General features: G+C 59.6%; 17 protein-coding genes and 1 pseudogene. 9 read left to right on the forward strand and 9 right to left on the reverse strand.

Going from position 1 to position 22,973, the window contains the following annotated elements:
* Together EPN59_RS14940 and EPN59_RS14945 are read left to right on the forward strand one after the other, a co-directional pair.
* On the forward strand, positions 1 to 1,318 hold a 1,318-nt coding region (locus EPN59_RS14940; RefSeq protein WP_363928567.1), incomplete at its 5' end, for a LamG-like jellyroll fold domain-containing protein.
* A gap of 128 nt (positions 1,319 to 1,446) precedes the next feature.
* A complete protein-coding gene (locus EPN59_RS14945) occupies positions 1,447 to 2,619 on the forward strand; it encodes a 5'-nucleotidase C-terminal domain-containing protein (protein ID WP_293040432.1) in 1,173 nt (390 codons plus the stop codon).
* A 126-nt stretch (positions 2,620 to 2,745) separates the two neighbouring features.
* Here EPN59_RS14945 and EPN59_RS14950 read toward each other — a convergent pair whose 3' ends face one another.
* A complete protein-coding gene (locus tag EPN59_RS14950; protein WP_293040435.1) occupies positions 2,746 to 3,318 on the reverse strand; it encodes a hypothetical protein in 573 nt (190 codons plus the stop codon).
* Positions 3,319 to 3,721: 403 nt separating this feature from the next.
* Here EPN59_RS14950 and EPN59_RS14955 point away from each other — a divergent pair, with 403 nt between their 5' ends.
* From EPN59_RS14955 to EPN59_RS14975, 5 genes are all read left to right on the forward strand, one after another.
* Positions 3,722 to 4,867: a DUF2827 domain-containing protein gene (locus EPN59_RS14955; RefSeq protein WP_293040438.1), complete on the forward strand. Its 1,146-nt coding sequence runs from the start codon at positions 3,722 to 3,724 to the stop codon at positions 4,865 to 4,867.
* On the forward strand, positions 4,864 to 6,030 hold the full coding sequence (locus tag EPN59_RS14960; protein WP_293040441.1) for a DUF2827 domain-containing protein: 1,167 nt from the start codon (positions 4,864 to 4,866) through the stop codon (positions 6,028 to 6,030). The genes EPN59_RS14955 and EPN59_RS14960 overlap by 4 nt, the downstream gene beginning before the upstream one ends.
* Positions 6,031 to 6,415: 385 nt before the next feature.
* A complete protein-coding gene (locus tag EPN59_RS14965; RefSeq protein ID WP_293040444.1) occupies positions 6,416 to 7,084 on the forward strand; it encodes a response regulator transcription factor in 669 nt (222 codons plus the stop codon).
* Positions 7,085 to 7,282: 198 nt separating this feature from the next.
* Complete coding sequence (locus EPN59_RS14970; RefSeq protein WP_293040446.1) at positions 7,283 to 8,422, forward strand: DUF2827 domain-containing protein; 1,140 nt, start codon at positions 7,283 to 7,285, stop codon at positions 8,420 to 8,422.
* Between the two features lie 126 nt (positions 8,423 to 8,548).
* Positions 8,549 to 11,875: a hybrid sensor histidine kinase/response regulator gene (locus EPN59_RS14975; RefSeq protein ID WP_293040449.1), complete on the forward strand. Its 3,327-nt coding sequence runs from the start codon at positions 8,549 to 8,551 to the stop codon at positions 11,873 to 11,875.
* Positions 11,876 to 11,891: 16 nt separating this feature from the next.
* On the opposite strand, the gene EPN59_RS14980 is transcribed toward EPN59_RS14975, so the two are convergent.
* The 4 genes from EPN59_RS14980 to EPN59_RS14995 form a co-directional block, all read right to left on the reverse strand.
* A complete protein-coding gene (locus tag EPN59_RS14980; protein ID WP_293040452.1) occupies positions 11,892 to 13,214 on the reverse strand; it encodes a galactosyl transferase GMA12/MNN10 domain protein in 1,323 nt (440 codons plus the stop codon).
* Between the two features lie 273 nt (positions 13,215 to 13,487).
* Positions 13,488 to 14,651: a hypothetical protein gene (locus EPN59_RS14985; RefSeq protein WP_293046292.1), complete on the reverse strand. Its 1,164-nt coding sequence runs from the start codon at positions 14,649 to 14,651 to the stop codon at positions 13,488 to 13,490.
* Positions 14,636 to 14,974: an iron-sulfur cluster assembly protein gene (locus tag EPN59_RS14990; RefSeq protein WP_293040455.1), complete on the reverse strand. Its 339-nt coding sequence runs from the start codon at positions 14,972 to 14,974 to the stop codon at positions 14,636 to 14,638. Before EPN59_RS14990 ends, EPN59_RS14985 begins: the two co-directional genes overlap by 16 nt.
* A 99-nt stretch (positions 14,975 to 15,073) precedes the next feature.
* On the reverse strand, positions 15,074 to 17,362 hold the full coding sequence (locus tag EPN59_RS14995) for a nitric-oxide reductase large subunit (protein ID WP_293040458.1): 2,289 nt from the start codon (positions 17,360 to 17,362) through the stop codon (positions 15,074 to 15,076).
* Positions 17,363 to 17,883: 521 nt separating this feature from the next.
* On the opposite strand from EPN59_RS14995, the gene EPN59_RS15000 reads away from it, so the two are divergent.
* Together EPN59_RS15000 and EPN59_RS15005 are read left to right on the forward strand one after the other, a co-directional pair.
* Complete coding sequence (locus tag EPN59_RS15000) at positions 17,884 to 18,117, forward strand: DUF2249 domain-containing protein (protein WP_293040461.1); 234 nt, start codon at positions 17,884 to 17,886, stop codon at positions 18,115 to 18,117.
* A 35-nt stretch (positions 18,118 to 18,152) separates the two neighbouring features.
* Positions 18,153 to 19,457: a hypothetical protein gene (locus tag EPN59_RS15005; protein WP_293046295.1), complete on the forward strand. Its 1,305-nt coding sequence runs from the start codon at positions 18,153 to 18,155 to the stop codon at positions 19,455 to 19,457.
* A 71-nt stretch (positions 19,458 to 19,528) separates the two neighbouring features.
* Here the strand turns inward: EPN59_RS15005 and EPN59_RS15010 are convergent, their stop codons facing one another.
* From EPN59_RS15010 to EPN59_RS15025, 4 genes and pseudogenes are all read right to left on the reverse strand, one after another.
* Positions 19,529 to 20,047: a hypothetical protein gene (locus EPN59_RS15010; protein WP_293046298.1), complete on the reverse strand. Its 519-nt coding sequence runs from the start codon at positions 20,045 to 20,047 to the stop codon at positions 19,529 to 19,531.
* A gap of 239 nt (positions 20,048 to 20,286) precedes the next feature.
* The gene (locus tag EPN59_RS15015; protein ID WP_293040470.1) at positions 20,287 to 20,757 is read right to left on the reverse strand and encodes an Rrf2 family transcriptional regulator; all 471 of its coding nucleotides are present in this window, start codon (positions 20,755 to 20,757) and stop codon (positions 20,287 to 20,289) included.
* 599 nt (positions 20,758 to 21,356) lie between these two features.
* Positions 21,357 to 21,584: pseudogene (locus EPN59_RS15020) on the reverse strand (DUF2249 domain-containing protein); the annotation flags it as partial.
* A 486-nt stretch (positions 21,585 to 22,070) separates the two neighbouring features.
* Positions 22,071 to 22,823 carry a LytTR family DNA-binding domain-containing protein gene (locus EPN59_RS15025; RefSeq protein WP_293046301.1) on the reverse strand — a complete coding sequence of 251 codons (753 nt, stop codon included), beginning with the start codon at positions 22,821 to 22,823 and terminating at the stop codon, positions 22,071 to 22,073.
* Positions 22,824 to 22,973: the final 150 nt, after the last annotated feature.

A 22,973-nucleotide genomic window follows, 5' to 3' on the forward strand; every position in this document is an offset into this window, starting at 1 on the left:
CCAGCTCCTCAACATCGGCAAGGACGGCGAGAGCCCGCTTGAGGTGCCCTACGGGAAGATGCTGTGGGACAAGCTGATCAAAAACAACGATCAGATCTTCATGACGCTGAACGGCCACTACCACGGCGCTGCGCGACTCCCCAAACCCAATGAGTACGGCAACGCAGTCGAACAGATGGTGGTGGACTATCAGATGGCCTACCAGGGCGGCAACGGCCTGATGCGCCTGTACGAGTTCGATCTGAGCAACAACGAGATCAAGGTGATCTCCTTCTCGCCGTGGGTGCCGCAGAAGCCCACGGACACGCTGAACGCGTTCGACCAGGCAGTGTTGACCGCACCGAACGAGCAGTTCGTCATCAAAATGGATTTCGCGAAGCGCTTTGCGGGCTTCAATAAGGACTTCCAGGCGGGCAAACCGTCCCATACCTCGCTGGTGGACAAGGCCACGGCCATGATCCTTGCCAACTACAAGGACCCGGAGCCTGTGGAGCAGAAGCCCGCAGCCGACCCGGAAGACTATCCGCACGTTGTCGGGACGCTGGCGCACTGGCGCTTCGTTGGCGGCACGGTGGGCGAGGCCGTCAAGGTAGGCGAGACCGTCCCCGACGAGGCTGGCCAGAACCCCATCCGCCGTGGTGCGCTTAGCGGTGGTGGCGTGTTCGGCGCCAAGCTTGACGATCTCGTCTGGTCCGATGACCGCCACCACCTGTCGGCCGTACCGGGTTCCGTGCAGTTCCGTAACACGGGCCTCTTGCGCCTGAGTTACTTTCTGACCGACGCCGCAGCGCCGATCAACGCCGAAACCCTGGCCAATGGCTACACCGTCGAAGCCATCGTCAAAATCGATAAGGACTGGGATGCCGGTAAGCACGCATGGATGAACATCATGACGCGCGATGGCGCGCGCGGCAGCCTGGATGGCTTCAAAGGGCGCGCCCCGGAAGACTCGCCGATGGTGTTCGCCGTTTCCAAGCTGCGTGAGATCCAGTGGGAAGTCGTGCCCGCGCAGCGTGGCGAGCGCACTGCAAAGACCAACTGGTCCGGCGAAATCATGGCTGACAAGTGGGTGCATATCGCCATCGTCGGCGACAACAGCACGAACGAAACCATCCTCTATGTCGAAGGTGCCCCGGTGCTGCGCAATGTAAGCAATGCCCCCGGCGTGGATACGCTGGGCGACGCCATGCCGTGGGTCGTCGGTGCGGGGCATGGGACGATGCCGCGCAAGGGCGGTTTCTTCGGCAACATCAGCGAGATCCGCGTGGTCGGCAAGCCGCTGACGCCGGAGCAGTGGCTCACGGCGCGACGTAGTTGACGTATTTTCGGGCGCCTGGCCGTCGAATGGAATCTCTTTGGTGGACGGCCGGGCGCATTTAAGGCATGGCCTGTGGGCGTGCGCGGTTCTCGCGTTTAGTCGAGTATGAAGTTCGTACGGTAGGCGGTGTGAAGATCGGCTTCATTGGTTTGACGCTGGAAGAAACGCCTACGGTGGTGACATCCTCTGGCGTGGCGGGCCTGCGATTCCTGGATGAAATCACAACCGTCAATAACCTTGTTCCAGAACTCAAGAAGCAGGGTGTTTCTGCCATCGTCGTGTTGCTCCACCAGGGCGGTCGCACCGCGGCTACCGTAGTCAACGACAAGACTTGTCCCGGGTTGAACGGCGACATCGTTGGAATAGTCGACAAGCTCGATCCGGCGGTTGATGTCGTCATCAGTGGCCATACTCATCAAGAATATGTCTGCACAAGAAATGGGAAGCTGCTGACGCAAACCGGATCGTATGGGCGAATCGCAACAAAAGTCGATTTGACTATCGATCCAGTCACCAGGACTGTCCTCAAGAAGGATGCCAATAACATCGTCGCAGTCAACGATGTCGGAATACTGTCTGGTGGAACCCTTCCCGACGGTGTCGTTCCTTTGGCTAAAGACAGTGAAATCGACGCGTTCGTGCAGAACTACGAAAAACTGGCTGCCCCGATGGCTGGAGAGGTGGTCGGCAAAATCTCTGAACCTCTTGATACAACACGCAGTCCGGCGGGCGAGTCGACGCTTGGCGATGTTATAGCGGATGCCTACCTGTTTGGTACGTCAGACGCTTCGTTCGACAAACCGGCACAAATCGCCTTCACCAACAGTGGCGGTCTCCGTAGCGACTTGAAAGAACTGGACGTGACTTTAGGCGAGTTGTATAACGTTCTGCCGTTCAGCAATAGCGTCGTTTTGATGGATTTGACAGGAATTCAATTGCTGAGATTGTTAGAGCAGCAGTGGGAGAAGCCGCAATATTCCGGTAATGGTCGCGTCCTCCAGGTCTCGGATGGATTCACCTATACCTGGGCCAAAAGTAAGCCAGCGGGCGCTGCACCTGGAGAGGGTGAGCGCGTCGTCACCGGGTCGATGAAGTTGAATGGTGCGCCGATCGAAATGGACAAAATCTATCGCGTGGCCGTCAATGATTACCTTGCAGCCGGTGGCAGCAATTTCACTGTGCTATTGGAAGGCGCCAACCTGCAGCAAGGCGGGATCGACCTGGACATTGCGACCGCTTATTTCAAGGCCAAGGGTATCGTCGCTAAACCTGCGTTGAATAGAATTAAAAGTGTAAAGTAGCCCGGGATGCGGTAAGCCATGACGTTCAAGGGCGGCTCAATGCCGCCCCTGAACGCTTGAGGAATCTCTGTTTTCCTGTGGCGTTTTAATCCGGGTGCCGGTGGCGACATGACCGGTCGTGTCAGGTTAAATGCGTGGCCGCAGCATTCGGTGCACCGCTGCCAGTGTTCGGCGACGTATCCAGCCGCTCGGCAGCCGGATCACCCACCAGTAGGGCGTCATTCGCCTCCGGGTCTGCGAGTCTGGACAATGAACGAACGTTTCCGTGCGCAGCGTGCGCAAGCCGTCTGGCCGGTCAAACACGAGAAACCGCAACACAAGTTTCGCGTTGCCCGGCGTAACGAAGCGAGAGAACGCATCTGCGTCGGGTAGCGTTGCGAGTCGCATACCGACGCGCCAGAATTGGCCCGCAAGGCCGAGCGACAGTTCGCGCTGCGTCCGGCGCAACGGCGTAAACGTCGAGAATCCGAACCGTTCCATCTCCTTCGAATCACCACGTCCGTACAGTCGTGCGGGCAACTGACGCACCGCCAGTAGCGCGCGCGTCACGCGATCGTCTTGCATTTCGACTGCTTCGACGGCCGCAATGATCTCTGCCGGAGTGGCGCATAAAGGTCGCGAGTCGTGTCGTTCGTGAAAGCAGTAAGACGGCAGAAACTCGGTGCCGAGCGGGCCTTCATCTGTCGTTCTGTCGATCATGTCGCAGGTTCATTATTGTTGTCGCGAGGATGCCGGACTAAACGGATCAGGACTCCGGCTGCGCGCTACAGTATGCGCTTTCTGATCTTCAGATATTGAGCCACAAAAAAAGACCGCCCCGGGGAGGGGCGGCAAACTCCATGAGTACGCACTCGTAGCCAGCCAGAATGGGAGGTATCTGGCTGCTGTCTCAGTATAGGTGGGTGCGAACATCGGCTGCATGGGACTAGTCTGAAAAACGAAGCAGTAAGCGCACTGACGGTGCTGAAAGTGCCGCAGGCGATGCGAAATCCGCACTCGCCGCACCGCAACTATTGATCGATAGTTCACCGTATCGTATCGTGCGACACGTTCGGCCTTCCTCAAAAGGGCAGGCCGATTCTGTCGTTTATTGGGGTGAATAATGCGAATCGGAATCTCGGCGCTGAGTCGCGCGGGCCAGAGCATCTGGCAAAACGGGCTCGGTCAGAATGTAATTTTTTTCGCGCAATTGCTGCTGCGTCTGCCATTTGTGCAATCAGTCGTGCTGATCGACGTCGGAAGCGAGCGCAAGCTGCCGTGCGATCTTGAACGGTTTGCGGCAGGCGTGCGCATCTTGACCCAGCAGGAGGCAACCGACGAGGTCGACGTGATTGTCGAAATGGCCGGTGCGCTCGACAACGAATGGCTCGACCTGATGCGCGCGCGCGGCCGCAAGGTCGTCTATTTCTGCTGCGGCCAGCCCTACGTGGCGCTGGTCGAGTCGGCGGTGTTCGAGCGGCAAGTGAGCACAACGCGCCCGGATCGCTGCGACGAGGTGTGGCTGCTTCCGAAGGATCACCTCATGCAGCCCATGATGCGCACGATGCATCGTTGTCCCGTGCATGTCGTGCCATTCATCTGGCATGCGGGGTTTCTCGACGTTCGTATCGCCGAGGCGGCCGGCTACGGTGTGCGATACGGCTACGATTCCGGCCGGGAAGCGCGCGAAAAGCTCGGCGGCGGCCTGCGCGTGGCGATTTTCGAGCCCAATATTTCTGTTGTGAAGGCGTCGAGTATTCCGATGTTGATCTGCGACGAGGCCTATCGTGCCGACCGCAGCAGTGTGAGCGCGATGCACGCGCTGAACACGTTTCACATGAAGGATCATCGGACCATGCTGTATCTGGCGAATTCGCTCGACCTCGTGCGCGAGCATCGGGCCACGTTTCATGGCCGCCACGACATCGTCGGCTTCATGGGGCAACATGCTGACGCGGTGGTCGCGCATCAATGGGGCAACGACCAGAACTACAGCTATCTCGACGCGCTCTACGGCGACTATCCCCTGATACACAATTCGCCCTGGCTTGCGGATGCGGGCTACTACTATCCGGGCTTCGACGCGCTGGCGGGTGCGTCACAACTGCTGGAGGCCGTCCGCCATCACGATGCGGGGATCGACGATTACCGGTCGCGTTCGCGGGCTGTTTTCGAAGCCGTCAATCCGTTCAACGAGGCCAATCTGGAGGCTTACGCCATGCGTCTGCAGGCGCTGGCAGGCAACAAGGCGTGGGAGAACGCGGCGTGAATGACAATGCAAAAACGGCGCGCCCCGTGGGGCGCGAGCTGAAGGTCGGCGTTTCGCTCTTCGTGCGCAAGGGGGAACAATCGTTGTGGGAAAACGGCATCTTCCAGAATTGCCTCTTCCTCGTCATGTTGCTGCAGCGCTTGCCGCAAGTGAGCGAGGTCTATCTTGTGGCCGGCGGCGGCGACGGCGATCTGGATGACGCGCGACGTTTCGTCGAAGAATCGCCCGCGCCGATGATCGATATGAGCGACGCCGCCAACCGGCTCGATCTGATGATCGAGATGAGTGCGCAGCTCGACCGCGAGTGGATTGCGCGGTTTCGCGAACGCGGCGGCCGGGTTGTGTCGATGCGCGTCGGCAACGACTACGTGATCGACATCGAACGCATGATCTTTGACAAGCCTCATGCGCTGCTGATCAGCGGTGCGGCGTACGACGAAATCTGGACGCTGCCGGAGTACGAGCACAGTTGCAGGCCGTACTTCCGAAGCGCAATGCGCGCGCCCGTTCGCATCGTGCCGCATCTGTGGAGCCCGTTGGTTCTGGACCGGGCGGCGGCGAAGCTGGACGCGGATACGCCGTTCGGCTACCGGCCAGGCCGCCGCCGCTGGCGGGTCGGCATATTCGAGCCGAATATCTGCATGGTCAAGACGGGTCCGTTACCGATGCTGTGCTGCGAGGTTGCGCATCGCGCAAACGCCGACATACTTGAGCACGTGTGGGTGTACAACGCGATGAAGCTCAAAGAGCATGGCGGGTTTGGCGTATTTGCACGAAGTCTCGACATCGTGCGCCACGGCCTGGCTTCGTTCGAAGGCCGGTTCCCGTTCTATCAGGTGATGGCATCCTATGTGGATGCAGTCGTGACGCATCAATGGGAAAACGCGCAAAACTATGTGTATTACGAGGCGTTGCACGGAGGCTATCCGTTGATTCACAACTCCCATTTGATCGCGGATTGCGGCTATCGCTATCGCGATTTCGACTGCGAAGAGGGGGGACGGGCGCTTCTGGACGCGTTCTCGCAACACGACCGTAATCTCGACGCCTATCGGCGCAAGTCGCAAGCGTTCCTCGCGACGCTTTATCCCGATCACGAGGCCAACCTGCAAGCGTACGGGCAAGCCATTGGGGCATTATTCGACAACGGAAACCGGGCATGACAGGGACGCATCGCGCATCGTTCGGGTAAATCATCTGAGTGAGGCGTTTCCGGACAGCAGGTATATCGCAGGCGATGAAGTTTTTCCAGGAAGTCAAATAGTAGAACTGATGGCAACCCACGAGTTTGTCAGCGACTTGTTATGAGATTGTAATGTTTTGATTGTTGGGTTACTATCTGCCGAACGTTGCATGGGTGGCTGGCATGCCACCCGATCCGATATCCCCACGCGTTGTTTCGGGGGTTTCGACTCACACATTGAGCACGCAGTCCCGATCCCAACTGCGTGCGTCTCTTATTCGGACAATGATTTGGACAAGGTCCAGAAACCGGATTAGGCGACTACATTTTCGTTGTCCGAAAGTCTTCTCTCCAGAGCCGGAACCATGAAAATCGACGTCATTCTTGCTGACGACCATCCCGCGTTGCTGGCCGGCGTCAGATATACGCTGGAGTCCACCCGGGGAATCGACGTAATCGGTACGGCGGCGAGTTCGACGGAACTGATCGACCTGCTCGACGATGTCACTTGCGACGTGCTTGTGACCGACTTCTCCATGCCCAACGGCGAGCACCGCGATGGCATCGCGCTTTTGTCGTATCTGCGGCGTCAGTGGCCCGATCTGAAGATTGTCGTGCTCACGATGATCGATAACCCCGGAATCGTGCGTGAAGTCGCGAAGCTCGGCGTGCAGTCGTACATCCGCAAATCTGACAGCCTCGAAAATCTCGTCATGGCTGTTCATGCCGTGTTCAACCACATGATCTACTTTCCCGGTGCGGCTTCGCGGTCGGAGGAATCGCTGCGGCCGTTCAATGGTGGCGCACAGAATCAGGTGGCGCTGTCGAAGCGGGAGAAGGAAGTCGTGCAAATGTACGTGGCGGGTGTATCGATCAGCGAAATCGCGCAGCGATTGAATCGTGCGGTACAGACGGTCAGCACGCAGAAGCAGATGGCGATGAAGAAACTCGGCATTGCCCGCGACGCGGAGTTGTTCCGGTACGCGTGGGAGTGCGGTCTCATTGTCGATGGACGCCCCCGAAGTGATCTGTGAGAAGACCAGGACATGTCCTGGCTGCCGGGGGCTGGCTTTAGTATCGGTCTGATATCGAAGGGCTGGCCGCATTGCAATACTGGCGCGATTGCATCGTTGGCGGCATTGTCGGCCTGGCGCGTCATCTGCCTGAATCGAACGGCAATATCCCACAGCCGGCGCGCCGCCCGGCAAGCGTCCATCCCTGGAGCAGCTGTTATGAAGCGCCAGCGCATTGGCATCACCATCGGCCTGCACCGGCCCGACGAAACGCTCTGGAATAACGGCATCAAGCAAAATGCCGTGTTTCTCGCCGACGCCTTGCGTCATTGCCCGAGCGTGGCGAGCGTCGTGCTCGTCAACACCACATCCGTGCCGTTGACGTCGGCGCTGCCGTGGGATCTGTCGCGTCATCCGACGCTCGACTTCAACGATGCGAAAGACCAGCTTGACCTCGTCATCGAACTCGGTGGCCAGGTGGATAGCGCGCGCACCGAATATCTCAAGGCGCGCGGGGTGCGGCTCGTATCCTATTGCTGCGGCTTCGAGTATATTCACGCAGCCGAAGCGATGATATTCGGCAAATCGCTCTGGGGCGGCAACCTGTTCGTCAACGACCGGTACGACGATCTGTGGGTCATTCCGCAGGTAGCGGGCAACAGCCAAAGCTATCTGGAGGTCATGCGGCGGCAGAGCGGGCGCATTGTCCCGTTCGTGTGGAGCCCGGAATTTATCGAGGCCCGCAGCCGCGAATTTCCGCACAACGGCATTTATCGTCCGCACGTTGGCTCTCGCCGGCTCACGGTGATGGAGCCGAATATCGACGTCGTCAAATTTTGCCTCTATCCGATCCTGATCGCCGAACTGGTCTATCGCGAGCGGCCTGGCGCTATCGATCTCGTGCAGGTCGCCAACGCTTTGTCGCTGGCGCAGGGGCACGTCGATTTCATCGCGCTGATGAATCAGCTCGATATCGTGCGCGAGCACAAAGCGGTGTTTACCGGCCATCACGACACGCCGACGTTCCTTGCGCAGAACACCGACATCGTGATTTCTCACCAGATGGAAAATCCGCTGAACTACTTCTATCTCGAAGTGTGCTGGCAAGGCTACCCGCTCGTCCATAACGCGTCGCTGTGTCCGGATCTGGGCTACTACTACGAGGGCAATAATGCGCAACGCGGGGCGGCGCGCCTCATCGAAGCAATCGACTATCACGATCTCCATGTGGAGAGTTACCGTACCTGGCAGCGCCGGCTGATTGGCCGCTATGCGCCCGGTAATCGGGCAGTCGTGCGCACCTATCAGGCGCTGCTCGATCAACTGTTGAGCCGTCCGGTGCGCGGCGCGAGCGCCTAGCAGGAAACGACAGGGCAAATGAAGGAGCAAGCGGCGGAGCAAGCGGTTGCGACGCGCGCTGCGCGTTCGGGTGCAGGTGTTTAGACTTGCGTTAGCTGCCTGAGCAAAAAATGAGGGAACACGAGCATGCCTTTCACGCCTTTAGGACGTCTGCGGCGCTACCAGGACTTGCTGCTTCTGGGCGGCGGTGTCGTGATTACCTTGGTGGCGTTCCTGATGTTCGCAGTCACATGCGTTTACGCGATACGTCAGTTCGTGGCGGTCGAGCGCCAAAATCTTGCGGAGGACAGAGGCCAGGTCGTGACGCTGGTGCAGGCAGTGGAAACGTCGCTGCGCCGCACGGTTAGCCTTTTCGAACTGTCATGGCCGACGTTGCCGCAAAACGACGGATCGGCCTATGAGGCATTCCTGCGCAACGGCAACCAGCTTTTCATCAAGAGTCCCTCGACATCGAGCGACGTCTATTTCGCCGCCTCCATTAAAGCCCTCGACGACCCATCCCTCGTGCGCCGCTATCTCGCGCTCGCACAGTTGTTCGCGCTGAGCAACGCGTCGGCGTCGGTCGCCAACAACCTGGACATCTCCGGGTATATCTACAGCCCGCATGACGAGCTGATCGTCATGCCGGCGTCCGTCGTGCCGCTTGCGACACGTCCTCAAGTGGCCGAACTCATCAAGACGCTCAAGGTCGACCTCTCAAGGCTCACGCCGTCCGCCGAACAGCGCCCGGGCGGCTTCCGGCGCGCTGTGTACTGGCTGCCGCCATTCACCGATCCGCTTACCGGCAGCACGCGCGTACGGCTCGTTTCGCAGGCGAGCAGCCAGGGCGAGCCTTTCGCGGTAATCGCCATCGAATATGATCTGCAAACCTTTCTGCGTGCGGTGTCCACGCGTGGGGAGGGCACCTACCTGATCGCCGGACCCGCCGGGCGTATTATTGCGAGCCGCGATAACCAGAACGCCGCCGAGGCGCAGGAGCAAGGGTGGCGGCAACTGCGGCATCCGGCGTTTCTTGGCGGCGATGTGGGTTACGGCGGCGGGAAATTCGTGATCGAGGAGCCGATCGGAGGCACGGACTGGACACTGCTTCATGTCTTTTCATGGGACGACGTCGCAGCCGGCATCGCGCCGCAGGCGCGCACGGCGGCAGTGGCGATGGCCGTGATTCTCGGCGTCGTGTGGGCGCTGCTGCTGAGTTTTCGCAGCCGCGTCTTCGCCCCCTTGCTGCGCCGCTCAGAGCGCGTATTCGAAAGCGAGAACCTGAGCCGCACGGTGGTCCAGACCGTTCCAGTCGGTCTCGCACTCATCTCGCTCAAGTCCCGCGAGTGGCTGCTGGATAGCCCGGTCGTTCAGGAACTCGGGTCGCGGATCGAGCGCGGAGCGGCGGCTCTCGCGGATGCGCTGGTCGCGTGCTACGACGCGTTCGAGCGCGATCATCCACCGGGCGAGCCGGTTGCCGTGCTGCGCCAGGACGTCGTTCTTCCCACGAAAGGCGGCGGCCACGTCGAGCTGGCTTGCAGCGCCTCGCAAGCGCGATATAACGGCATTGACGTGCTGGTTGCGGTCTTCATCGACGTGACGGAGCGGCGGCGTCTGCAGCGTGAACTCAATGCGGCGCTGGAGGCTGCGGATTCGGCGAATCAGGCCAAGTCGGCCTTTCTCGCCGCGATGAGTCACGAAATCCGCACGCCGCTCAATGCGATCCTCGGCAACCTCGAACTGCTTGCGCACTCGCCCTTGACGAGCGTGCAGCACGACCGGCTTGCCACCGTGCGCGGCGCTTCCGCCGGCTTGCTCGCGGTAATCAGCGATGTTCTGGATTTTTCGAAGATCGAAGCCGGTGAAATGACGCTCGAGCAAATCGAGTTCAACGTGCTGGAGCAGATCGAATGCGTGCTGGGGATTTTCGAGCCGCTCGCGCGGGCGCGTGGACTCGGCCTCTATGCACGCATCGACATCGCCGCCGGGCAGACCATGTGGGGCGATCCGACGCGCGTCGGGCAGGTGCTCAATAATTTGCTGAGCAACGCAATCAAATTCACCGAATACGGCTCCGTTACGGTGGTCGTGAGCCTCGAGACGGCCCGCGACGGCAAGCAGCAACTGGTTCTGGCGATTGTCGATACCGGCATCGGCATTTCACAGCAGCATCAGGAACAGCTCTTTACGGCGTTTTCGCAGCTTGACGCTTCGATTAACCGGCGCTTCGGCGGCACAGGGCTTGGGCTCGCGTTATGCCAGCGGCTCGTTCAAGCCATGCACGGGCGCATCGATGTGTCGAGCACGCCTGCCGTCGGCAGTCGCTTTACGGTGTATCTGCCGCTCGGCGACGCAATCGCGGTGCGCAGCGACCCGCGTATCGTCGACGGGGCACGTGTGCTGTTCCTGAGTTCGGCACGGGAATGGTGCGAGTTTGCGGTTCCCCATCTCGAACACTGGGGTGCGCAGGTGAATGTGCACCGGCATCCGGCAACCATCAAGGAGTCGGATCTCGAAGCCGCCGCCGTGCTGGTGATCTGGGGCGCTCGCGAGCAATGGCGAGCCGATGACGAGAACCGCCTCGTCGAAGACGCGGCATGGGTCGTCGACGGCTATCCGGGCGGCCCGGCGAACGCCATTTGTACGGGCAAGATCGTGAGCGTGTCGTGCCTGAGTCTGAGCGGACTCGCGGCGAGCATGCGTGCGACTTTGCTGGGTGAGCCGTTGCCGGGCCCATCGGCTGCGACGGCCGGCGTGATTCGCGCGGATACGGTAGCGTCCTCGCGCGGTTTGAACGTGCTGGTGGCCGAGGACAACGAAGCGAACCGTATGCTGCTGGCAGAGCAGCTCACGTCGCTCGGCTGCCGCGTCACGACCGCAGCGAACGGCCGGCAGGCGCTCGAACGGCTCGACGACGACGACTGGGACGTTCTGCTGACCGACTTGAACATGCCGGGCATGAGCGGCTACCAGTTGGCTGAGACTGTGCGCGCACGCAAGCCTGCTTTACCGATTGTGGCGATCACGGCGCACGCCACGAAGGAAGAGCGGCAGCGCTGCGAGGCGGCCGGCATGACCCAGGTGATGACCAAGCCGATTTCGCGGCAGCAACTCAACGACGTGATGGGAGCGATTGCCGCGGAGCGGGGCGTGAAGCTGATCAGCGTGTCCAACTCGGACGAAGCGAAGTTTCGTGGCCGCACCATGCCGAAACAGCTCTGGGAGACGTTCATCCGGTCGACGGCGGAAGCGGTATCGACCATGGAAGCCGCTCAGGCGGCGGGCGACGTGGACGCCGTCCTGGCGCAGCTTCACTCGATACGCGGCGCACTGGCGGTGTTCGGTCAGGCGTCGCTGGCGGCGGATTGCGCGCGGGTGGAAGCGGTAATCAATCGGGATACGGGCACGCCATTGCCGGACGATCTGGACGTGCTCACGCGTTCTCTGCGGGAAATGCTTGTTGCCGATGCGTAGTCGTCGTTGCGCCGGCTTATGCGAGGAGCGCGTTGTCGTGCGCCATCATCAGCGTCCGCATGCTCTGCCACATTCCGTAATAGTGCACGATGAAGCTATCCGGGCGGCGAAATAGCCAGGGCGTGTTGAAGCAGACCATATCTGATAGCGCTTCATCCTGAAGCGCTCCGCTTTTTCTCATCGCGTTGATGAACTGAAGCTGATCGCCATCGCTGGAATAGACTCTCGATTTATCGGGCAACGCCGAAACGCTCGCCATAAGATCTTGCAACATCGCATCGTTGTGCGCCGTGCGTCGGAAACCCATCACACCGGAGTTAAAAGGCCACTGCCCGACATCGTGTGCGAGCAGGTAATCGCGTCCCTCGAGCAACGGCTCCAGTTTTTGCTGCTGATCGGCGACAAGCACGTCGGCGTCGAGCCAGATGACCCACTCGTGATGTTGCAGGTAACCGTGCAACAACCACGGCTTGAACCAGTTGCCGGATGCGTTCAAGCCGATTTCGTGCGGAATATCGCGGTGTACATAAAACGTATAACCCTGCATCTCGCAGTAGCGACGGAAATTGCCTTCCGCAATGCGAGCGTAGCTTTCGATGTTGGGTGTATAGAGGGTGACTACCGCAACTGCTTTGCCGAGGTTGTACGCACTACGATCCGCCGTTTCATTCGAGGAATCCGCAGCATATTGCGGAAATGAAAACATGGGCAACCCGGCTGCTCGCGTGTGGTTTATGTGCGCGATGAGTGCATCCCTGAAGCGCGGCGTAGTGCCTTTCCGTTCCGGCGATTGTGGCGCATCGTCAATGCTGATGGCGAACGTCGGCACGCGGCTCCACATGGGATCATAGTTGTATCCGGTCGGCATGACCGGGCACATTCCGTTGGACAACGTCATGTAGTGTTCAGACTCGAAACCGGCGAATACGGCGGCCTCGGAGGGCAGCCGGTCGGTGAAGTCGATTCTGCATCGCTTCACGATCTGTAACACGGTCTCGCGTACGGCATTCGTGTTCCGCCAGATCTGGACGTCGATTTGCGGCAAGGCATGCGTGGATGCGCGTACCAGAAGCACGTCGCGATCGGCCATGAGCTGCTCCAGCGCAACCGGCTCGATGATCGCCGCATCTTCACTGAGTAAAAGGATGAGTTCGTTGTGGTCCGCGCGGCGCAGCGTATTCAGGAGCGATTCGTAACGGTAGAGTGCGCGCAACGGAAGCGCCTGAGGCATTTCCGAAGCGTCGATTATCTCGTGACGATAGCCGCGCACCCGCGCGTAGTGTCGATGATTTGCAAGACTGGGCGCGGCGCGGTGCCGAAAGTGGCTGAGCACGATCATGGCAGACGGGCCGTGCGTTTATGCGGAGTCTCGGATAATGTCCAGCCCGCAGATGATTGAGACGGGATGGTTCTGTTTCGTGCTGGCGCGTAACCCATAGCGTAGACTTCTCCACCTAAAAAGATCGCGGGTGCCTGGATAGATTCGGTTAACTAAGTAATGTGGGTATTTTTCCAGCCGGATTGATGGCGCGAGACGATGATCTTACCTCAGCGTGCGCCGATTTGATCGTCGAAACGGAGCGGTGCGTGAGAAAGCACCGCTCCTGTGAAATCAATTGCTGCCGGCTTTTCGCCGCGCTGACAACACTGCGGTCAAAACCGTAAGCATGAACACCAGCAAGGAAACGGCAGCGGCTTCACTACCAAAACGTCTCAGGTTGAAGTCGCCCGTCAATACGCCGATTATCCGCAGCCCGACTGCTGTATGCAAAAGAACGAGCGGCAGATAAAAGAGCGGGCTGTAGCGCACACGCAAGCCGGTGACTGCGGGCAGGATGATCGGCGCGTGGCCGAACACCATCGAGAATACGAAGCCGAGCGTCAGCGCATGCAGCGCTGCGTCGTGCCAGGGATGTCCGGCTGCGAACGCACCATCCATTCCCAGCAAGCCGCTTACGCCGAGCCAGCCGTAGCCGGATAGCAGCGCGACGGCGATGAATCGCGTCAGGCCGCGCTGGCGCACTGTGTGGCGAGCGATATCGTATCGGGCGAGCCAGAACAGCAACAGGACGAAGCTCGCGGCAAAGATGCGAATTCCGAGGTCCGGTTGCCAAAGCGCGATGACGAGTCCCGCCAGCAACAGCGTGACGCAGCCGTAGAAAAGGTAATGCGTTGCGGGCCGCATGGGCCGCATGCGCGTCAATTCAAGTCGTTCGGCGACGATCGTCAGGACGAGAAACGCGAGCCAGTAGGGCACGGCAGCCAACGGATCGCCGAAAACGATCCAGGCGAGATTGCCCGCGCTCAAGCAGACCGTTGCAATGGCAAGGACTGCAAGGTGCAGTGCAAGCTGCTTGCGCAGCACGACAATGCTGCCCGCGAGCAGAACGGCTCCGCCGATCAGCACTGCGGCTTGTGCGAGTGGAACAGGTGCGCCGGCCAGCAAGAGTACGCCCGCAAGCGCGGCTGCGGCCGGTGCGGAAAAGCACCATGCGGAACCGATTGCGACGGCACGCTCGAGACTGATGGCGGCGCCAAAGAATACGGGGATCATCAGGACGCCATGCCACGCTGCTCTGGAGACGGCGTGGGCTGGCAACGGTACGCCCAGTCGGGCGAGTCCGGCGGCAAGGCCGCAAAGGAGCGATGCGACGATGGCCGCACCGAGTAATGCGCGGGCTGCGAATCGCAGAGGGGAAGGGCGGGGGCGCTTCGTCTGGCTCGTCCGTTGTCCGGCGGCCGTGGAAGCGGCGGAGTGTGTCATTCGTCCGGCCATCCGAGCACCTTGCGAGCTGCGTCGTTCATCATGTCGGGGTTCCAGGGCGGTTCCCAGACCAGCTCGATATCGAGTTCCGTGCCGGGTGGTATGAGTGCATCGAGCACTTGATTGACGTCGTCCATGATGACCTGGCCCATCGGGCAGGCCGGCGAAGTCATCGTCATCTCGATACGCAGTACATCGGGGCGCACATCCACGCGATAAACAAGCCCGAGGTCAACGATGTTGACGCCAACCTCAGGATCGATCACATACCGCAGGGCTGCAAGGACTTCATTTTCAGCTTGCGACAGCGGAGTGTTTGTAGTGTTGGTCGTCATGGTTGTTTCTCCTGCCAACCGTTAAAAACCGCTGGTCGGCATGTGCCGGCCAGCGGTTCGTTCTTGCTATTGCTACTGATACTGATACTGCTACTGCGATTAAACGCGGTGCTTCATCTGCTTGCTGACTGCAGCCTGCGATGAGGTCGGCTTGCCGCCGAGCAGACGCAGTGCAAACCAGCCGAGGTACAGAACGCCTGCAGCGAACACCAGGTCGCCCGGCACACGTGCCCAAACCAGCGCAGTCATGACCGACGAGTGAATGACCTCAGCCGAACGTGCGTACCAGAGACCCGTGTGGACAGCTTCATACGCTTCGTAGATACCCGACGGCAGGATCGAGATGAACACCATCATGGCCAGACCGATGTTCAGCAACCAGAATGCCGGCTTGATCAGCGAGTCATCCCATGCGTCACGCGAGGTCAGACCACGCAGGCAGAACAGCATCAGGCCGATACCGAGCATGCCGTACACGCCAAACAGTGCAGCATGGCCGTGCGCCGGGGTCATGTTCAGACCTTGCACATAGTACAGCGAAATCGGCGGGTTGATCGAGAAGCCCAGCAGACCCGCGCCAATCGTGTTCCACACACCGACCGCCACGAAGCAGATGATCATCCACTTGTAGTTCTGAACCCACGGAGCAGCCTGGGTGCGACGATAGGTGTGCCAGCCTTCCAGACCGATGAGTGCGAGCGGCACGACTTCGAACGCGGAGAACGCTGCGCCGAAAGCGATGATTGCCGTCGACGTACCCGTGAAGTACAGGTGGTGCAGCGTACCGAGAATGCCGCCGAAGAGGAACACGATCGTTTCCATCACGATTGCGCGATTTGCGCTTTCGATGCCGATCAGACCAAGGCGCGAGAAGATCAGCGCGATGACAGCCGTGGCGAACACTTCGAAGAAGCCTTCAACCCACAGGTGCACCAGCCACCATCTCCAGTACTCGATCATCGAGTAGCTGGTGTGTTGACCCCAGGCGAGCGACGATGCGTAGAACAGGCCGATACAGGTTGCCGACAGGAACACCATGGCGATCAGGCTGCGGCCCTTCGTCTTCGGGTCCTTCAGTGCCGGCCACAGACCACGGCCAAGCAGGAACACCCAGAACAGCAGACCGACGAACAGCAGCAACTGCCAGACCCGGCCCATGGCCGTATAGGCGAGACCCTGATTGCCGAGCCAGAAGGCGAACGACGTGCCGCGGTGCTGCATCGAGCCGAGCCAGCCGCAGGCCGTCGAGCCCACGACGATGAAGAGCAGCGCGTAGAACAGAACGTCGACGCCGAGCTTCTGCAGGACCGGTTCACGACCGCCGAGCAGCGGGGCGATGTAGAGACCCGTCGCAAGCCACGCGGTAGCGATCCAGAGAACGCCGAACTGCGTGTGGATGGTACGGCTCACAACCCACGGGAGAACATCAGCAACCGGAACACCAAAGACGCTGTGACCTTCGACGGCGTAGTGGGCGCTCAGCGAGCCCATGGCGACCTGTGCGAGCAGGAGACCGATCATGACGAAGAAGTACTTCTTCGTGGCGCGCATCGACGGCGTCGGCTTGACGTTGAACAGCGGGTCTTCGCCCGGCGTGGCGGGTTCGTGCTCTTCGCTTTCGCCGTGCGCGGTGTGATACCAGATCATGCCGGCGATACCAGCGATCATCAGGATCACGGACGCAATCGACCACATGCCGTTGGCGACCGTCGGCGTATTGTCGACGAGCGGCTCATGCGGCCAGTTGTTCGTATACGTTTGACCCGTTTGTCCCGGACGCTCGGTCGTGGCAGCCCACGACGACCAGAAGAAGAAGGCGGAAAGTGCGGTCCGATCACTTGCATCGGGCACCGAGCCTGCGTTCATCGCATAGTCGTCGCGCAGCTTGTCGAACGAGGGATCCGTTCCGAACAGCGATTCATAATGCTTGGCGATGTCGAGGATTACGCTCGCACGCTGATCGGTCACCGTGACGTGGCCGGTTGCGGCGTCGTAGCGGTTGGCGCGCATTTCGTGCTTCAGGCGTGCGTCAAGCGCGCCTTGCTGATCCACGGTCAGTGCGTCATACGACTTGTGGAACTCCTGCTGAGCCCACGACTCGCGCAACGCAACTGCTTCGCGGTGCAGCCAGTCGGCAGACCAGTCCGGAGCAACGTAGCTGCCGTGACCCCAGACCGTGCCAACCTGCTGGCCGCCGGCTGCCAGCCAAACCTGCTGGCCGCGCTGGATTTGATCACCCGTGAACAAAACGTTGCCGTTTTCACTCACGACTTGGCTCGGGATGGGAGGTTGAGCCAGATAGATATCCCTGCCCAGCCAGAGCAGGGTGCCAAATGACAGCAGGCAGATTAGCCCGAGCCATTTCCATAAGCGACGTGTTGAGTGCATAGTCCTCTTTCCGCTGTTTGAAGGGATTGGATCGCAGGAAAGTTGTGTACGTCCGTAGCGGCCTGCGATGTCGTTAAACATGTACGTCGAATGCATGTTTAACGACATGATAAGACGTAGACGCGTTATATGCAAAGGAACCGTTCATCCCCGGCACTGCCCCGCAGACAGCAAAAATTAAATAAAACAAACGGTTACAGCCTCCTGGATGGTTGACTGCGCACCGGCTGTGCCAATTCGCCACATGGCTTTATAAAGCTTCGTGCCCAGAACCCTGCGCAAACGCATTCCCGGCAGCGCGTCTCTGAGGCATCAGCCGGGCGTTGGAGTGAAGCATCGGCAAGCTGCTACTGGCGGGAGTGGCCTTCGCTAACCTCAAGTCAGACAATTGACGCCCGCGGGGCGATTGATGTGAATAATGCGAGCAAGGTTATAGGCGGAATTCAAGCTCGCGTCTGCTATTCTCTTCAGGCGCCGCATACTTCGACTTCGGCGGAACGCATTAGCGGATGCAGCAAAACATGGAACCTGAAGCGCGTGAAATAGTGCTCGATGTTTGCGGACTGCAACCACCCGAGCCGATGGAGCAGATCATGTCGGCGCTGGGCACACTCGAGCATGGGTGGCATCTGCGTGTCATCATCGATCGCCAGCCTTTTCCCCTCTACTCAATACTTGAGCGAAGCGGTTACGAACACAGTACGCGTGCGTTCGACGCTCATCGCTTTGAAATTCGCATCTGGCGGAATGCCTGATGCGACGTGCGCTATCGCTCGACAGTTCGCCGTCTTTGTCGGCGCCGCTCCGATTCTTCGTTAGTGCGCCAATCTACGTTTTGATCGCGGGCGGCCTGCTGCTTTGGAGCGGGCCGCTTGCGCTGGCGTCGCGCTGGTCGCCATTCGCGCTCGCGCTCACGCACCTCTTTACGCTGGGCGCGTTAGGTAACGCGATGCTCGGCGCGCTCGTCCAGATTCTGCCCGTGGCGACGGGTATACATATTTACCGCCCCGTCGTCACCGCCACCGTAGTACATGCTTTGCTTACGATTGGCGCGCTCTCGCTTTCCACCGCTTTTGTATTGTCGGTACCGGCGCTTTACGCCTTAAGTGCCGTTGTGCTCGTCGGCGCTTTTCTCTGGTTCCTCACAGCGTTCGTCATCGGCTTCTTTCTGACCCGTAAAAACCGCCAGAAAGGATCCGGGGATGTCCTGCTGTCGACGCGGCTTGCCCTCGGCTCGCTCTTCGTTACCGTTGTCGTCGGCGGTATGCTCGCGGGCGCGATGTCGGGTGCCTACACGCTTCCACTGCAGCGCGTCACCCATATTCATGTGCTCTGGGGATTGTCCGGCTGGATCGGGCTCCTCGTGGCGGGCATTGCCTACCAGGTTATCCCGATGTTTCTCGTGACCGAGCCGTATCCGCTTGCATTCACGCGGTGGTTTGCCCCGGGTGTATTCGGCCTGGTTCTCGTGCTGTCGCTCGCGGCCGGCTTCTTGCCGGACGATCGCGCAACTTTTGTGCAGCCTCTTTTCGGCAATGCGCTGGGTGCGGCATTCACGGCGCTGGGCGGCGTGACGCTCTATCTGCTGGCAACACGCAAGCGCGCGCAGGCGGACGCCACGACGCTGTTCTGGCGTCTTTCCATGGCGAGTCTCGTTTGTTGCTGGCCTGCGTGGTTTCTCGCAGTCAATACCGGTCGCCCCGCCTGGTTCGTGACGTTCGGCGTACTCGTACTGGTGGGTTTTGCGTGGTCTGCCGTCAACGGCATGCTCTACAAGATCCTGCCGTTCCTGCTTTGGTACCACTTGCAGGCGTCATTGCCGATGCCGATGAACATCGTGCCAAAAGTAAAGGACATCATTGAGGACCGCACGGGGAAACGGCAATTCGCCGCTCACCTCGTTGCCGTGCTGCTACTCGTCGCGGCAAGTCAATGGCCGGCGCCGCTTGCACGCGTAGCGGGTCTTGCGTTGATCGTATCGGCGGTATGGCTAGGCGTGGTTATCGTGAACGCGCTCAAGGGCTATCGGCGCGTCAGCCTTCTTATCGAATCAAAATTTGCCAGGCCGGCTGCAGATGCACACCGTCCGGAATAGGGATGCCGTAACCAGATTGCCCGCCTGGAAATGAATTCCGGCAGGCTAATTCGCTTTCAGTTTGCCTTCTATTAAAGGCAGTCCGGCAAGTGTTCGTGTCGCAGCCGCGCGCGAAGAAATATGAACGGAAACTCGCGAAGGCGCGCATTGGCTCGACGTAACGAGTCAATGGCAAGCGAGAGTGGATTCAAATTCTCGTATCGCGCCAAGGCCTGCGCAAACCGGACAATTTCGTGACGTTCTACCTTTCGGTCCGGCTCCGTTCGCAGCGATTCGAGTGTGCGCGATATCCCGTTTTTCGGCATGAAGCCGAAGGCAAGACATAGCATGTGAATCGCGTCATAGAGATCGGCATTGAGACCGATCATGTCCGAGCGAGGATCGACTGGAGCGCGTCTGGCCGCTCGCGAGCGCACGAACGGATCAAAAATGGGCAACAGAGGTCTGCCGAACCCGCGCAGTATCTTTTCCGCACAGTGATTCTCCGCGAAGAACGTAACCGCCGTGCCGCCTTCGCGTGGCAGCGCTTCAAGGTAGTAGTAGCTCCCGTCGTCGGAAACTGGGCCGCACGGCAGCTGCTGCCCGGGCACGTTTCTGAAATGAGCGAGTGGTGTAACGTAGTGCGTCTCCCAAACGCCACGGACATGGGGTTGATCGTGTAGCCGTCGCATTGTCGTTTACTCGAAAGTCCGTCGCACGCGTATCAAATTAGAATTGCGACGGTTTTTAGTATTGCTATCTGTTTTTGTTGGCCTACCGGCCTTCAGCGGTGAACGGCCGCCAAACTACCACCTGCCGTTACCAAACCTCGATCAGTTCAACCCGATGCTTACCCGCGCGTGAGCGGCACCAGTGGAATAATCGTTGGCGCCCCTGAAAGCAGGCGTGCCAGTGTGTGTGGCTCGATCGCAAGATCCGCCAAGGTATATTCGTCAAGAACGGCCATGTATGCGTGCGATGCACGCTCCAGCATGCCGCGCAAACCGCAAGCCGGTGTGATGGTGCATTTGTTTTCTGCGGCATTGAAGCATTCGACGATGCGGAAGTCCGGTTCGGTCGCGCGCACGACGGAGCCAATGGTAATTTCGTTGGCCGGAAGCCCCAGACGCATGCCGCCCATACGGCCTCTCGTCGTGCTCAGATAACCGGCGCGGCCGAGCGTATGAACGATCTTTCCAAGGTGGCCGCGCGCAATGCCCAGCGAGTCGGTCAATTCCTGAATCGTGGCGAGCTCCTCGCCGCGTGCTGCGACATAGGTCAGAACCCGCAGGCTGTAATCGGTAAAATCAGTCAGTCTCATGAATCACCTTATGAAAGCGTCCTGTTTGCAACAGTTTTCGTGTGTTTGAACAAGACAGGTTGGGCTGTCTTTCCATGTCTGCGTAGCCACTGTGCTCCCATGGAAATGGACTGCCTCGCGCTTTGCTCCCCTCTTGAGCCAAAATTTCTACGACTCGCTCGGGTTTAGCGATTCACTGCTCCTACGTGAGTTGCCATCACATTCGATTGCTGCACAGCATTTCGGTATCCATGCCGTCCAGAACAGAAATCGATTCAATCGCGCGAACCACGAGTATGGAAGTGGTCAATGAACTTCACCTGTGCAATCGCGTTGTTGGCGATCGGCGCAGGTTTCCTGCTAGACACAACACAACTGGAATCTGTCTTCCCTCGTTCTTGCGTTCAGGGGAAGTACACGTTTACCCCAGCTTGTTTACGAGGCACCGGGTATCTTCAATCGACCTTCTGCCGATGAGTCGACCCGGCGCTTTCAACATCTATCTTGTTGCCGATTTAGCTGCCGCAACCTGCGCCGCCAGCGCCGCAACCGCAGCCGGAGCCCGAAGAGGACGATTGGCTGGACGTCGCGGCTTCCTCGCCGGTGACGGCGATCACCATATCGATGACGACGCCTTGCGCGCCACGCTCGACGTACTGAATGCGCACCTGATTGCCATAACGCTGCTGGATCTGATTCAGCAGCGGCAGGGGATCGTGGTCATTGATGAAGCGCATCGTGTCGCCTTGCTCGAGCGATTCGAGGGCACCAAAAATCGCAGCGTGGCGGAAGCGCTTTGCAATGCCTCGGGCATCGAACTGGAATACGTTGAGCTGGGTGACGGTCATGGGGACTCCGGTGAAAAAAATAGTGCTTATTTGTGCACTGCGTAAAAAATAGTGACTGCGTTACGGAAGTTGGGGGCGGGTTTCGCGAAACGGAACTGCTTCAAGATGTCGCGGGCCCGGTGCTGCACGGCTGCCCTGCGTCAATTTGGCCTGGGACATGCCCGTGGTCGGCGTGCCCATGGCGCATCTACGGTCTTGTAAAGCATCGAGTTGCAGGAAAGTGCCCATCCGTTGGCCTGATGGAAGCCATATTAAAACATTCATCAAGCGTACATGTTAACCTGGATCATAGATTACAAGTGCGTTCGTTGCAAACAGGAGAGTGGGACAGATGCCCGCAGTGGCGTGCGAGCGTGACGAACCGCCGAATCCGGCCACTTCTGTGGCGCAGGCTTCATAAGGGTCTGAATGATGCGGATGCATCTATCGAGTCATGCGTGTGTTTTGCGGGCGCATCGCGCGCATCTCCGCTAAACCCGGCCGCTTTCATATCAGCCCCAGCAGTTCCTTTAACTGCACCGCCCGGGAGCGGCTTACCGGCACGACGCTTCGTTCAACGTCATCCATCATGAGATTCAGACTTTCGTCGGCTTTAACCAGTTCGACGGCGAACGGCAAGCTTACGATATGGCTGCGGTGCACGCGCAGGTAGACGCTGCTGTCCAGACGCAATTCCAGATCCGCAAGCGACAGGTTAGACAAATAGCGGTCGTTCCGCGTAACGATCGTCGTGTAGTGGCCGTCGCCCTGGAAGCGCACGACATCCTTCAGATCGATCAGAATCACGCGATTCTTGCGAAATACTGGAATCTTGAAGAGGCGTCGCGGCGGTGTTGTCATGCCGGTGAGCACGCCCGTTGACGGTTCCGTCGTGAGATCGGTGAGATCGTAGAAGAACATGCAGGTGCCGCACGAGCCGTGCAGGCCCGACATGTGCGACGCCTTGATCATGAGGACATGACCGGCAACGCTGATCAACACCGCGGGCAGCGGCGAATCTGCTTCGCGACCGCCCGCGTCGCTGGACTGCAGCAGATCACGCAGTCTGGCGCGGCTTCGGGCCGGGTGTAACTGCACGATGTCCATGCCGAACAGCGTGTCGCGATCTACGCCGGGCGACTGTGCATCTACGGTGCCGAGAATCCGCAGCGCGACGTCGTTAAATGCACTGACGCGTCTTTCTGCATCGAGCCATACCACGCCCGGACTGAACTGCTCCAGCCGGTGCTGGAATGTCACGGCGCCGCGTGCGTCGGTCGTGGACGGGGTGTGAGGGAGCGGCTTCATCCAGGATTCTCCCTGATGCGCTCGTAGCTTTGTGCACGGCGTCATCCCTGCGGGAGGCGGTGCTTCCGTTGTATGTCGTTTCCTCTTTCCACGCAAGTTTTC

Source organism: Paraburkholderia sp. (assembly GCF_004298475.1).
GTDB classification, from domain to species: Bacteria; Pseudomonadota; Gammaproteobacteria; order Burkholderiales; family Burkholderiaceae; genus Paraburkholderia; species Paraburkholderia denitrificans.

Coding starts and splice junctions, on each gene's coding strand:
- EPN59_RS15000 (WP_293040461.1), top strand. CDS start 17,884: ATGGAACCTGAAGCGCGTGAAATAGTGCTCGATGTTTGCGGACTGCAA.
- EPN59_RS14980 (WP_293040452.1), bottom strand. CDS start 13,214: ATGATCGTGCTCAGCCACTTTCGGCACCGCGCCGCGCCCAGTCTTGCA.
- EPN59_RS14990 (WP_293040455.1), bottom strand. CDS start 14,974: ATGACGACCAACACTACAAACACTCCGCTGTCGCAAGCTGAAAATGAA.
- EPN59_RS14970 (WP_293040446.1), top strand. CDS start 7,283: ATGAAGCGCCAGCGCATTGGCATCACCATCGGCCTGCACCGGCCCGAC.
- EPN59_RS15015 (WP_293040470.1), bottom strand. CDS start 20,757: ATGAGACTGACTGATTTTACCGATTACAGCCTGCGGGTTCTGACCTAT.
- EPN59_RS14955 (WP_293040438.1), top strand. CDS start 3,722: ATGCGAATCGGAATCTCGGCGCTGAGTCGCGCGGGCCAGAGCATCTGG.
- EPN59_RS14950 (WP_293040435.1), bottom strand. CDS start 3,318: ATGATCGACAGAACGACAGATGAAGGCCCGCTCGGCACCGAGTTTCTG.
- EPN59_RS14995 (WP_293040458.1), bottom strand. CDS start 17,362: ATGCACTCAACACGTCGCTTATGGAAATGGCTCGGGCTAATCTGCCTG.
- EPN59_RS14975 (WP_293040449.1), top strand. CDS start 8,549: ATGCCTTTCACGCCTTTAGGACGTCTGCGGCGCTACCAGGACTTGCTG.
- EPN59_RS14965 (WP_293040444.1), top strand. CDS start 6,416: ATGAAAATCGACGTCATTCTTGCTGACGACCATCCCGCGTTGCTGGCC.
- EPN59_RS14985 (WP_293046292.1), bottom strand. CDS start 14,651: ATGGCCGGACGAATGACACACTCCGCCGCTTCCACGGCCGCCGGACAA.